At 55.8% G+C, this 12,653-nt stretch carries 12 protein-coding genes, 2 tRNA genes and 2 pseudogenes; 3 read left to right on the forward strand and 13 right to left on the reverse strand.

Going from position 1 to position 12,653, the window contains the following annotated elements; all coding sequences use genetic code 11:
* The 3 genes and pseudogenes from HF921_RS07575 to HF921_RS07585 all read left to right on the forward strand — a co-directional run.
* The coding region (locus HF921_RS07575) for a GMC oxidoreductase (RefSeq protein ID WP_264318190.1) at positions 1–436 on the forward strand (436 nt) is incomplete at its 5' end.
* Positions 433–1,602, forward strand: coding sequence for an MFS transporter (locus HF921_RS07580; protein ID WP_064218031.1), 1,170 nt, complete (start codon positions 433–435; stop codon positions 1,600–1,602). The genes HF921_RS07575 and HF921_RS07580, both read left to right, overlap by 4 nt.
* A pseudogene (locus HF921_RS07585) lies at positions 1,595–1,846 on the forward strand (FAD-dependent oxidoreductase); the annotation flags it as partial. The gene HF921_RS07580 and the pseudogene HF921_RS07585, both read left to right, overlap by 8 nt.
* Before the next feature lie 303 nt (positions 1,847–2,149).
* Here HF921_RS07585 and HF921_RS07590 read toward each other — a convergent pair.
* The 13 genes and pseudogenes from HF921_RS07590 to ipk all read right to left on the reverse strand — a co-directional run.
* Complete coding sequence (locus HF921_RS07590) at positions 2,150–5,236, reverse strand: type I restriction endonuclease subunit R (protein ID WP_215893611.1); 3,087 nt, start codon at positions 5,234–5,236, stop codon at positions 2,150–2,152.
* A complete protein-coding gene (locus HF921_RS07595; protein WP_064218034.1) occupies positions 5,233–5,946 on the reverse strand; it encodes a hypothetical protein in 714 nt (237 codons plus the stop codon). The genes HF921_RS07590 and HF921_RS07595 overlap by 4 nt, the downstream gene beginning before the upstream one ends.
* A 56-nt stretch (positions 5,947–6,002) precedes the next feature.
* Positions 6,003–7,244: a restriction endonuclease subunit S gene (locus tag HF921_RS07600; protein WP_215893612.1), complete on the reverse strand. Its 1,242-nt coding sequence runs from the start codon at positions 7,242–7,244 to the stop codon at positions 6,003–6,005.
* 27 nt (positions 7,245–7,271) lie between these two features.
* The gene (locus tag HF921_RS07605) at positions 7,272–7,493 is read right to left on the reverse strand and encodes a DUF4926 domain-containing protein (RefSeq protein WP_215893613.1); all 222 of its coding nucleotides are present in this window, start codon (positions 7,491–7,493) and stop codon (positions 7,272–7,274) included.
* The gene (locus HF921_RS07610; protein WP_215893614.1) at positions 7,490–7,828 is read right to left on the reverse strand and encodes a type II toxin-antitoxin system PemK/MazF family toxin; all 339 of its coding nucleotides are present in this window, start codon (positions 7,826–7,828) and stop codon (positions 7,490–7,492) included. Before HF921_RS07610 ends, HF921_RS07605 begins: the two co-directional genes overlap by 4 nt.
* Positions 7,801–8,010: a hypothetical protein gene (locus HF921_RS07615; RefSeq protein ID WP_215893615.1), complete on the reverse strand. Its 210-nt coding sequence runs from the start codon at positions 8,008–8,010 to the stop codon at positions 7,801–7,803. Before HF921_RS07615 ends, HF921_RS07610 begins: the two co-directional genes overlap by 28 nt.
* 3 nt (positions 8,011–8,013) lie before the next feature.
* Positions 8,014–8,229 (reverse strand): hypothetical protein, encoded by a 216-nt coding sequence (locus tag HF921_RS07620; RefSeq protein ID WP_215893617.1) that lies wholly within the window; start codon positions 8,227–8,229, stop codon positions 8,014–8,016.
* Positions 8,226–9,803, reverse strand: a complete 1,578-nt coding sequence (locus HF921_RS07625) for a class I SAM-dependent DNA methyltransferase (protein ID WP_215893616.1) — start codon at positions 9,801–9,803, stop codon at positions 8,226–8,228. The genes HF921_RS07620 and HF921_RS07625 overlap by 4 nt, the downstream gene beginning before the upstream one ends.
* A gap of 51 nt (positions 9,804–9,854) precedes the next feature.
* Positions 9,855–10,907: a site-specific integrase gene (locus HF921_RS07630; RefSeq protein WP_226834394.1), complete on the reverse strand. Its 1,053-nt coding sequence runs from the start codon at positions 10,905–10,907 to the stop codon at positions 9,855–9,857.
* Positions 10,908–11,100: 193 nt separating this feature from the next.
* Positions 11,101–11,176: transfer RNA gene (locus HF921_RS07635), tRNA-His, on the reverse strand.
* Positions 11,177–11,236: 60 nt separating this feature from the next.
* A complete protein-coding gene (locus HF921_RS07640) occupies positions 11,237–12,184 on the reverse strand; it encodes a ribose-phosphate pyrophosphokinase (protein ID WP_064219214.1) in 948 nt (315 codons plus the stop codon).
* Positions 12,185–12,234: 50 nt separating this feature from the next.
* Positions 12,235–12,309 (reverse strand) — tRNA-Gln (locus tag HF921_RS07645).
* A 4-nt stretch (positions 12,310–12,313) separates the two neighbouring features.
* Positions 12,314–12,653: pseudogene (ipk, locus tag HF921_RS07650) on the reverse strand (4-(cytidine 5'-diphospho)-2-C-methyl-D-erythritol kinase); the annotation flags it as partial.

Here is a 12,653-nt window from a genome sequence, read left to right on the forward strand (position 1 = left end):
CCCCGCCACGGCTTGGGCGGCCAGTCATTCGGTGGACTGGTGGCTGACCACCGAAGATCTGCCAGATCCCACTAATCGTGTTTCGCTGGACGAAGATGGCACCATCCGCCTCACCTGGAATCCCAAAAATCGAGAAAGTCATCAGCGACTTTGCCACAAGTGGCGGGAACTACTAAAAAAATTCGGGTTTTTCGGGGTGTTTTTTCAGGCCATGGATATTTCTGCCACGGCTCATCAAGTCGGTACCTGTCGTTTTGGCGAAGACCCGAGTGAGAGCGTTCTGGACCCCTTCTGCAAAGCCCATGATCTGGAAAATCTTTATGTCGTGGACGCCAGTTTCATGCCATCCATCAGTGCAGTGAATCCTTCCCTGACCATCATAGCCAATGCATTGCGGGTCGGCAGCCACATCCGCCGACAGATCAAAAGCGCATGAAACGCGGCACAACGGCCGTTTTCTGTGCGGGTTTTCTGCAGGGCGCCGCCTTTGTACTGATTCCGGCGCTCGGTACCACATTGCGCAGCGCGCCCTACGATATGAGTAATGCCACCTATGGCCTGCTCTATTTTCCAGAAATTATCGGTGCAGTATTCGCCGCGATTAGCGCAGGAGCCATTCACAAGCGACTTGGTAGTGCCGGATTGTTTCGTCTGGGCGCCCTGACCAACGCCGTGGCCATGGCCTTGCTGGTGGCCGCTTTTTTCACTTCTGGCTTACCCATCGTCTTACTGTTGCTAGCAGAAACTTTTATGCTGGGTACGGGCTTTGGTCTGACCAATGCCGCCATCAACCGCGCCGCTTCTCTCCTTTTCGCGGGGGCTGCAGCCGCCGCAGTTACCATCCTGAATGCGGTGATCGGCGGGGCAACAGCTGTATCACCAATAATTCTCGATGGTTTTCAACACTGGGTATCGTGGGTGCTGTGGCCAGTCGTCATACTGGCATTGTGGTTGTGCCTTTTGTTGCTCCCTTTGGCGAAAGACCACGACAACCAGGAACTAGGTGGGATGCGCGCTTGGCGGCGTTCGATGACGCCTTTTGCGATGGCTGTCGTCATTTACGCCATTTGCGAAGGCAGCTTTGGCAGTTGGGCGAATGTGCTGGTGAGTGTTGATCGGCATCTTCCTCCTGCGACTGGCGCCCTAGCATTGTCTCTCTTCTGGGGCGGGATGACGGTAGCGCGCTTTATCTTTGGAGCTATCCCCAACCACTGGATTCACCGTCGACTCGCCTATCTGCTGGCACCCTTGGGAATGGCCATCTGCTTTGTCGTCATTCCGCACCTGCAGTCGGCAACCGGGCTGCTGATGGCCTTCACCAGCGCTGGAATCGCCTGTGGTATTTATTATCCCTACAGCATGGCCTACGGCATCGCCGCGCACCCCAAAGAGGGGACCCAAATGGCCGGCCTGCTGGTGGGCGCACTCATGATCGGCGAGGGTATTGGTTCATCCGGACTTGGGCCACTACAGCAGTGGGAATCTCTTGGCAAGATTTACACGTTTTCAGCACTATGGGCAATACCCCTGCTCTGGCTGGCGTGGCGCAACAGCCGCCCCAGCGTGTCTCAACGCGTACCATTTGAAGCCACTCATGACTGAACGGGTTCTTATCCTCGGTGGGGGGGGTGCGGGATTAACCGTAGCCCAAGGGCTCCGGGGTAAAGGCTTTGCCATCACCCTTGTCGATCAGCATAACTACCATCTCTTTCAGCCTTTGCTTTATCAGGTGGCCACCGGGGAACTACTGGGGGAGGCCATCACTACCCCACTGAGACACCTGCTACCGAGCTATGGTGTGTCCTTTCGCCTCGGCAATGTGATCGAGATCGATCTCCTCCGTTGTCAGGTACACATGGAAGATGGCGGCGTCTGTCAAGGTAGTTGTCGCGTCACCCATTTTTTAAGCGGCCTTTTTATCCTGTCGCTGCGGGTTCAGATCTACCGCCCCGACGGGTGTCCAATTGCGTGTACCGCCTGACCAGCGCGCAGGATTTCTCGCCTTGGCCGCGAATTGATAAATACCGATCATCAGCGCAAAGATTGCCGTAACACACGTAATAATTGTGAATAGATGCGCCAAACAGCCTATTGTCGATGGCATTGTCTTTCTCTCACTATTGCGGAAACGTTCAGGTGCATTTGTAGACTACCCCACCAACCCCTCGGCCTGTTCAATAACCATATTCACCGCCCCTTCCTGCATGTCGGGCGGATAACCATGTTTCCGTAAAACCCGCTTCACCATCCTTCGCAGATGCGCCCGCGCCTGTTCCCGGATGGACCAGTCGATGCGCGTGTTCTGGCGCACGGTATCGGCCACTTCCTTGGCGATCATTTTCAGGGCATCGTCGCCCATGGCCTGCACGGCGGAATCGTTGGTCGCCAGGGCGTCGTAAAAGGCCGCCTCGTCCTTGCTGAGGCCCAGTTCCGCATGACGTTGATCCAGCGCCTGTAATGCCTTCGCCAGTTCGATGAGTTCCTGCATGACCTCGACGGTATCCACCGAGCGGTTATGGTACTTGCGCAGGGCCTCTTCCAGCCGTTCCGAGAAGGCTTTGCTCTGGATCAGATTACCTTTGCCTTCCTTGCGCACTTTGTCCTGCAACAGGCGGCGCAGCATTTCCAGGGCCAGATTCTTTTCGGGCATGGCCTCGATTCTCTGGATGAATTCATCAGACAGCAAGGATATTTCGCTTTTGGGCAGGCCCGCCACGGCATAGAGGTCCACCACGCCTTCCGGGGCGATGGACTGGTCAATCAACTGGCGGATGGCGTATTCCTGCTCTTCCACCAGGGATTCCGCGTCACTGGTCTTGTCCAGGGTGGCGCGGACGCTCAGGAAGAACACGATCTCGGTGCGGCAGCGTTCCACCACATCATCGCCCGCCGCCAGGGTCGCCGCCTTTCTAAGGCCGGACGTGGCATTGCGGAAACGGCGTTTGAGGCCGTCTTCCGTGAGTTCCTGGGACAGAATGAATTCGGTGGCCTTGCGCAGGGTGGCCACCTTTTCCGACCCGTCGCCGGTCAGATAATCCTGATAGTCACAGCCGTGGAAAATACTGCGGCAGATGTCGAGTTTTTCCAGCAGCACCTGGATGGCGGCCTGCACGGTTTCCGCAGGATTGCCCTTGCCGCCGGAACGGGTGTAGGTGGCGATGGCGTTTTTCAGGTCCTGGGCGATGCCGATGTAGTCCACCACCAGCCCACCGGACTTGTTGGTAAAGACCCGGTTGACCCGGGCGATGGCCTGCATGAGGCTATGCCCGCGCATGGGCTTGTCCACATAGAGGGTGTTCAGCGCCGGGGCGTCGAAGCCGGTCAGCCACATATCCCGGACTATGACGATTTCCAGGGATTGCACCCCGGCAGGGGGATCATTCGGGTCTTTGAGCCGGTCGGCTATGGCTTCATTGCCCGCCTTGGTGCGAATGTGTGGTTTCCATGAGATAGGATCGCTGGCGGAACCGGTCATGACCACCTTGATGCGACCTTGTGTGTCGTCTTCGCTGTGCCAGTCGGGACGCAGCTTGATGATGGCGTCATAGAGTTCCACTGCGATGCGGCGGCTCATGGCGACGATCATGGCCTTGCCGGACAGGATGCTTTTACGCTTTTCCCAATGGTCCAGTAGATCGGCGGCAATCTGTTCCACCCGCTTGGGGGCGCCCACCAGGGCTTCCAGTTGCGCCCAGCGGGTTTTGAGGCGTTCCTTGTTTTCCTGCTCGTCGTCTTCGGTGATTTCCTCAAAAGTGCTGTCGATGAGGGGGCGCTGGTCTTCCGGCAGGTTGAGGCGCACCAGGCGGCTTTCGTAATAAATCGGGACGGTGGCGCCATCCTCGACTGCGCGCTGGATGTCATAGATGTCGATGTAGTCCCCGAACACCACCCGCGTATCCCGGTCATCCAGTTCCAGCGGGGTGCCGGTGAAGGCCACGAAGGTCGCGTTGGGCAATGCCGCCCGCAGGTTGGCGGCGTAACCATCCAGAATCTCATACTGGCTGCGCTGGGCCTCGTCCACCATGACGATGATGTTCTTCCGATCGGACAATACCGGGTGCTTGCCCTGGGGTTCGTTGCGGTCTTTCTGGAATTTCTGGATGGTGCTGAAGATCACCCCACCGGAAGCTCTTTGTAGCAGTTCTCGAAGATCACTGACGCTGTCGGCCTGTTGCGGGTCTTGCCGTAAAAGCTGGCTGCCCGCCGCAAAGGTGTCGAACAACTGGGTGTCCAGGTTCGTGCGGTCGGTGAGCATCAGGATGGTGGGGTTTTCCAGAGCCGGGTGCTGGATGAGCATGCCCGCGAAAAAGAGCATGGTGAGGCTCTTGCCGGATCCCTGGGTATGCCAGACCACACCGCCCCGGCGGTCGCCGCCGATGCCTGCAGCGGCCAATGTGGTCAGCAGGGCCTTCTGGGCGGCGTGGAACTGATGATAGGCGGCCACCTTTTTGCTGAGTTTGCGGCCATCGTCTTCAAAGGCGATGAAGTACCGCAGCAGGTCCAGAAAGCGGCGGGGTGCAAAGATGCCGTGAATCAGAAAGCGCAGAGGATCATCCCCCCGGTCCATGAGTTCCTGCCCGTCGATGGTCTTCCAGGGCAGAAAGCGTTCATAAGGGGCACCCAGACAGCCCATGGCGGCCTTGAGGCCATCGCTGACGGCCAGCACGGCGTTGTAGGCCATGAGGTTGGGAATATCCGCCTGATAGGTTTGCAACTGGTGCCATGCCTTGCGGGTGGTGGCGTTGGCGTCGGCCATGTTTTTGAGTTCAAAGAGGCCCAGGGGCATGCCATTGATAAAGACCACCAGGTCGGCCCGGCGATTGATGCGGTTATGGATAACGGTGTACTGGTTGACCACCAGAAAATCGTTCTTTTCGGGGTGATCGTAATCCAGCAAGCGAACGATGATGCCGCGCTCTTCGCCATCCACCTGATGCGCCACCCGCACGCCTTCCACCAGCATGCGCTGGATGAGGTTGTTTTGCGTGACGAGACCGCCGTGGGCGGCGTTCCGCACCATGCGCAAGGCTTCGTCGCGGATGTCTTTAGGGACGGCGGGATTGAGCGTGTGGATGGCGGTGCGCAGGCGTTCCAGCAGCAGGGTCTCGCCGTAGTCTTCGCGTTCTTTTTGGTTGCCGTCCGGGCCGACGTCGGGACCGAAGGCGTAGGCGTAGCCAAGTTCCTTGAACAGGGCGATGGCGTGGTGTTCGATGGTGGATTCGTTGAGTTTAGTCATCGCACCTCCCTGTAATCAGATGAAGTGCTAGTCAACATCGCAAGTTCGGCCTCCATTTCAGCCTTACTTTTTCCGGGTGGTATGTCCTCACCGCGTTCGCCAAGATTGGTCCATCTTTGGTTCGGATCTTTTGGATGCCTGGTATAATAGACGTTACCGTAAATGTCGTAATACCTAATGAATATATCCCAGGATTGTCCGATTAGATGCTGATATTCTTCAGGCTTGAATCTTCGATTCTGATCAAGGAATGCGCTATCGAGGCGGGCACTGAATACAATCTTTTCCAACGGCAATGATGAACCAGCGGCTACGGGTGAGAAATCAGTCTCAAGCTCCTTTACGGCGCTATTCTCGAATCGAATGAGCATGGTCGGATTCATGGCCACACCTGTGCCTATGTTTTTAAGTGCAGACTCAAAGCCCATCAGTACGAAATTGCTTTGCATCCCTGGGAATATGGCAGACCAGTCAGATGGATGGACCGGTTTTAATAGGCTTCTACGGTTTTCCATCAACTCATAATTGAATTTTGATTCAATGAGGATTATTGGTCTTACATCAATTATATGGTGCCTTTCGTTTTGCTCAAGAAGCTTTTCATTAGCCTCAGCTAGTTGAGATGTCTTACTGGCCATCCATGCGGTGAACCCAACAGATATGGTTGTGGCTCCAGCCAATACCAATGTCGCCCATCCTAATAGGCTCATGGCCGCGCCTCCTTTTGAGCACTCATTCGCCGTAGCTGTATAATGCTGGCCATACCCTAAACCTCACCGCTCATCGCCGCTTCCACACAATATTTGGCTTCCGGTACACGGATTTCGCCGGATATGAGTTTTGGGAGTAGGGTGTCTCGGGCGATGACCACATAACTATAATTTAAGGAGAAAAAATTAGCGTACTGCAAAAGTGTATATGAGACGTCATGGAAAGAACCAATAATGTCAGAACTTGGAATTACTATAGGCTGAGAACTTAGGTCTGATTGCGTTAGCAGGGGCTGAGTTGACCCCCTATTTAGTAAGGTCATGTCAATTTGAGAAATATTAAAAAAAACATACTCATAATATGCATTTTTAATGGCCCGAATAATTAAGGTGTTGTCCGAAGGCCAGCAAGGCGTATTTATGCGGAAAAATGTTCCTAGGGTTCCTACCCGACCTGTCAAAATGCACGATTCATAAATCAATGGTTCGGTTACAAACCCAATAGGCCCATTTCCGCCCCAAAGCGGTATGTGGGCGTCTTCTGATGGCCTCTCTAGTCTGTTTTCTGGTCTCTTGCCACTAGAAATTGTGGCAATGTCAATGATTGTTCCAACCTCCCACCCCTCAGGAATTTCCCCCAATTCCGAGTCCACCAGCCGGTCAGGGAACAGGTCCAGAATCTCTGGCGTGATCTTCAGCCGCTTGCAGATGCTCTCCCTGGATTCCCCGGCCATCTTGGCGCGTACCGGGTCGAAATCCACGAACCACGACTTGAATATGGCCTGCGCCATGGCTTCCAGGGTCTTCGCCGTCTTGCGGTTGTTCTCGATCTTATCGTCCAGGGTGCCCAGGATGTGGGCGATGCGGCGTTGTTCTGTGGTGGAAGTTGGGATTCGTATTATTCTTGTGTGAGCATTGTCCCGATTTAGTCCGGGGACAGCGCTATCTGAGTTCATTTTATTTAGACCTAGAGATTTTAAGACATAATATGCATACCTAGTAGACTCGAGGTCTGTATCTGTGAAATAAAATGTTGTATCTATAGGCCAACACCCACTTTTGCAAAAATGTACCGCATCTACGGTCCCTTTTCTTCCAATAACCACGGTCGGATTGCTGACCAACGGCGTGTCATGAAAACCAATGACACCGTTTGACCCATATACTGGAACTTGGCCATGAAGACTTCGCCTGTCTTCTGGAAGGCTTTTTCCATAGACAAACGGCGCAAAAGAGGCAACATCTGTTTCTATCCAACCATTATCTTTATCACCATATTCAAAATCTATAGACTTCATTTTAGAAAGCAATCCTGTACCAGCATGCTACGCCACCCGCACATGCGGCACATCCCGCGCCGAGACAGGCTGGATTTCATCCACTGCCAAGGTCAGCACCCCCAAAGGGTCCCCGGTCATAGTTAGGAACTCAACCTCGAAGGCTTTGCCGCCCTCATGTATGAATACCACAGACCCCACATCACCTTTCACCAAGCCCTCGCTAGGCCGGTCCTTGATGAGCATGACGGTATCCAGTTCGCGGATCATGGCTTCCCCCGAATCACCTGGATTACCGCTTCCCGCGCCCGATTCAGAAAGTCAGGTTTCACCGTGCCCACAATTTGTTCCATCAAGTCCGCGTGAGCCGTGAAGAGTTTGCCGGGACGCACATAGCTGGTGTGCGCAAGTCTGCCGTTCGCAAAGTCCAGTTCCGTCAGCGCGATGGCGCGAGGATCGGAATAAGGATTGCTGGTGATCTGACAGGCAATCCAGTCGCCACGACACGCATCAGCCAGCACCAGTACGGGCCGATACTTGTTTCGTGAGAGGTCAGAGAACGGAAAGGGCAGCACCACTACCTGACCGGCTGCAAGTAGGCCCATGCCGCATCCTCTTCGGGTTTCAACCAATCTTCAGCCAGCGCGGATTCCGAAAGCAGCGATTCTTCGTTGGCAGGCGGCGTCAGCAAGGTCAGCAAGGCGCGGCCTGGCGGCAACGGCTTGTTCAACCCCACGGGATGCACCTGTCCCTGTGTATCAATTTCCACTTCAATGGTCTGTAGCATGGCTCAATCCTCGGATTCTTCATCCAGTTGAAGATACACCACATACTCACCCTCGACATCCAGGGCCAGTATCTTGCCTTCCGTCAGGGCGCTCAATTCCTTTGCCGTAATCTTGATGAGATCACCGTTACCCCAACGCTGCCCGAATACGGTGTCCCCATCCAAGGGGGCCATTACCTCATTGACTATGGCCACCCCACGGTCACGATCTACGCTCACAGTTCATACCCCAGCACCCGAAAGTTCTTCAGCATCTCCTCTTCCAGCCGCCGTCCTTCCGCCAACTGTGCGGACAGTTCCTTGGTCAACCGCGCCATCTTTTCTTCAAACGGCTCGTCATCGTCATCCTTGGCGGCCGCACCCACATAGCGCCCCGGCGTCAGGACGTGGCCGTTCTTGCGGATTTCATCGAGGCTGGCCGCCTTGCAGAAGCCGGGAATGTCTTCGTATTCCCCGTTACCATCACCCCGCCAGTTATGGTAAGTATCGGCGATCTTCTGGATGTCCTCGTCGCTCAGTTCCCGATGGGTGCGGTCGGCCATGAAACCCATGTTGCGGGCATCAATGAACAGCACTTCGCCGGTGCGTTCAAACAGTTCCTTGCCAGCCATGCCGCGTCCGTCATCCCGGTTCTTCGCCAGAAACCACAGGCAGACGGGGATCTGGGTGCTGTAGAAAAGCTGGCCCGGCATAGCCACCATGCAGTCCACCAGATCGGCTTCGATGAGGTTCTTGCGGATTTCGCCCTCGCCGCTGGTGTTGGAGGACATGGATCCGTTCGCCAGCACGAAGCCCGCGATGCCGTAGGGGGCCAAGTGATGGACCATGTGCTGCACCCAGGCGAAGTTGGCGTTGCCGGTGGGTGGTGCGCCGTACTGCCAGCGTTTGTCGTCCCGCAGCAGATCGCCACCCCAATCCGATATATTGAAGGGCGGGTTGGCGAGGATGTAATCGGCCCGCAGGTCGGGATGCAGGTCTTTGTGAAAGGTGTCCGCCGCTTCCAGTCCCAGATCGGCCTCGATGCCGCGAATGGCGAGGTTCATGAGGGCCAGCTTCCAGGTGTCGGGGTTGGATTCCTCACCATAGACGCTGATGTCGCCCACCTTGCCGCCATGGGCTTCGATGAACTTTTCAGACTGGACGAACATGCCGCCGGACCCACAACAGGGGTCATAGATGCGTCCCTTGTAGGGGGCCAGCATGGTGACCAAGGTTCTGACCACCGAAGCCGGGGTGTAGAACTCACCGCCGCGCTTGCCTTCCGCGCTGGCGAACCTGCCCAGGAAGTATTCATAGACGCGGCCCAGGGTGTCGCGGGCCTGATGTTCCGCCGTGCCGAGGCCAATGGTACCGATGAGGTCCACCAGTTCACCCAGGCGGCGCTGATCCAGGGTAGGGCGAGCATAGCCCTTGGGCAGGATGTTTTTTAGATGGGGGTTTTCCCGCTCGATCTCGGTCATGGCCTCATCGATGCGCTTGCCGATGTCCGGCTGTTTGGCGGCGGCCTGCACCCTGTCCCAACGGCCCGATAAGGGCACCCAGAACACGCCTTCCGCCGTGTATTCGTCGCGGTCTTCTGCTGCGTAAGTTCCGGCCTCTTCCCGGACGATTTCCGCATGCCTTTGGGCGAAGCGGTCCGAGATGTACTTCAGGAAAATGAGGCCCAATACCACATGCTTGTAGTCGGCGGCGTCCAGATGCCCACGCAGCTTGTCGGCGGTGGCCCAGAGTTTGGATTCGAGGCTCTGGTTGGTGTCTTCGCTCTTGGCTTTCTTGGCTGGTCCGCGCGGCATGGTGCTTCCTTCTGTTTCTTTGTGTTGTTATAGCACGGGAAGCAGAATTCGTCAGGCTGTCAGCGGGTGCAGACTGTCATCTGCCACACGGGACACGGGTTGAACCTTCAGCGTGTCGTGTGGCAAGAGTGCTGTTCGATGTCTGGATGCGTGGCAGACCAGATCTTCTGCCTGGGAAACGGCATGAAGATGATCCCCGCAGGCGCGCCATTGGATTTCGCGTCGTTCCGAACCTTCGTTGAAATACGATCCAGGCACTAATCCTAATTCTCCCGATTTGATGGAGATAATGTTGTTATCCCATGCGTTTTGCGAGGTCTTCTGCCTTAAGGTGGGTGTATCTCTTGAGCATTTGCATGTTTTTATGCCCCGTAATGCTGCTGACTTCCATCGGATTAAACCCTTCATCGGATTAAACCCTTTTTCGAAAAGCCGGCTAGTGGCCTCGTGTCGCAGATCGTGAAATGTTAGATCATCGATTGCGGTGCGTTTAACGGCCTTAATCCAGGAGGATTTCAGGCCATCTTGGGTATATGTCCAGACTCTACCATCCATACGGCGGGGCATGCCCTGTAGTGTGCCGACGGCTGTGTTGGATAGCGGTACGATACGTTTCGAGCCGTTTTTGGTGGTTAACAGTGTGACAGTGTGTCTTTTCAAATCCACCAGATCCCAAGTCATGCCGATGATCTCGCCTTGGCGCATGGCCGTTTCGATGGCAATGGTTACGATATGTGCCAGTTCGGGATTGGTGGCTCGACAGGCATCCAGGAGTCGTTGTTCCTCGTCGTCGACAAGTCGGCGATCACGTCCTTGTGGTTTCTTCGGCCTACGAACGAGCTCGACCGGGTTGACGAGAGATTCCATGCCCCATTCTTTTCGGGCGATGGTGAATAGGTGGGATAAAATGGCCAAGTGCAGGCTGATAGTGTTGGCTGATTTACCCTCTGATTGCATCTCCCTGACTGTGTCCGCAACGTCCTTGCCCCGAATGGACGCCAGATAACGTTGAGCGATGGGGCGTTGTTTCCAATCCGTAATGCGGTAGGATTCCTGCTTGTGACTTTTCTTGAGCGGCGATACCTCAACCAGATAGCGTTCCAAGGCCTCCCGTAGGGTGGTGGATTCAGCCTCGACGCGGTTCCGCCAGATGCCTCTCACCATTTCTGACTCGACAACCGTAGCCCATTCCAATGCCTCCGCTTTGGTTCGGAATGTTTGGTTCTGAACGGGGTATCCCTTCTTCCGAATAACGAAAAAGGAGCTAGGCTATAATTGCCTAACTCCTTGTTTTATTTGGGGTGGCTGACGGGGCTCGAACCCGCGACAACCGGAATCACAATCCGGGACTCTACCGACTGAGCTACAGCCACCATTGATAGAGCGGAGATCATACAATGGCTAACGTCCGGTCGCAAGGTCAGTAAGCGGCATCAATCCATGAACAGCGAGCTGACGGAATCCTCTTCCGCGATCCGGCGGATGGTTTCGGCCAACAGCTCGGCAACGGACAGTACGCGAATCTTACCGCTGGCTCGGGCATCCGGCCTGAGCGGTATGGTGTCGGTGACGACCAGTTCATCCAGGTCGGACCGTTCGATGCGTTCCATGGCTGGGCCAGACAGAACCGGATGGGTGCAGTAGGCGCAGACCTTGACTGCACCTTGTGCCTTGAGGGCATGGGCCGCTTCACAGAGCGTGTTGGCCGTATCGACCATGTCGTCCACGATGACGCAGGTGCGGCCCGCCACATCGCCGATAATATTCATGACGACGGATTCATTGGGGCGCGGCCGCCGTTTGTCGATAATGGCGAGGTCCACTTCGAGTCGTTTAGCGATGGCGCGGGCGCGGATAACGCCGCCCACATCGGGAGAAACCACAATCAGTTCTGGGTAGCTCTGGCGCCAAATGTCGCCTAGGAGAATGGGTGAGGCGTAAATATTATCAACCGGTACGTCAAAGAAGCCCTGAATTTGGTCGGCGTGCAGATCCATCGTCAGGACCCGATTGGCGCCTGCAGTGGTAATCAGGTCGGCAACCAGTTTGGCGGTGATGGCCGTGCGTGAGCGTGATTTGCGGTCTTGTCGGGCATAGCCGAAATAAGGCATGGCGGCGGTAATGCGATTGGCCGATGCGCGTTTGAGCGCATCAATCATGGTGAGTAGTTCCATGAGGTGGTCATTGGTGGGCGCACAGGTGGGCTGGAGCACGAAAACGTCCCGGCCGCGCACATTTTCCAATATTTCGACGAAGACTTCGCCGTCGCTGAAAGAACTCACCTCGGCACGACCAATGGGAATCTGCAGGAAGCGCGCCACCTGAGCAGCCAGAATGGGATTGGCGTTCCCGCTGAAGACCATGAGATTGCCGTGGGCCATGTGATGTCTTTACTCTCTTTCGCAGGTGGCAAAACAGTCCGAGGACAATTTGGCTGGGGCGCCAGGGATCGAACCTGGGAATGCCGGAATCAAAATCCGGTGCCTTACCGCTTGGCTACGCCCCAATAATCATTGCTCGGCAAGATCGTACAGTGGATGCCTGTTGCATCCACGCACGGACCATGCGCGCCAGGGGGCAGGCACCCGCGCAGCAATTTGTTGTGCGGAGATATTATCCGCTACCAGCCCGAAAACACAGGCGCCGCTACCCGTCAAACGAACATCGTGCACGCCCTGATTTTTTAGCCAGCGCGTACCATGTTCGACTTCTGGGTAGCGGGCGCACACCGTAGGTTCCAAGGTGTTTTCCGTCGCCCCGCCGAGAAACGCGCCTATTGTGCTGGGCACGTGATGCCGTGTCAATTCAGGGGCGGTGAAAATCTCCCGTGTACTTACGGACACCTGCGGG

The sequence above is a fragment of the Acidithiobacillus ferriphilus genome, from assembly GCF_018854775.1.
Taxonomy (GTDB): Bacteria; Pseudomonadota; Gammaproteobacteria; order Acidithiobacillales; family Acidithiobacillaceae; genus Acidithiobacillus; species Acidithiobacillus ferriphilus.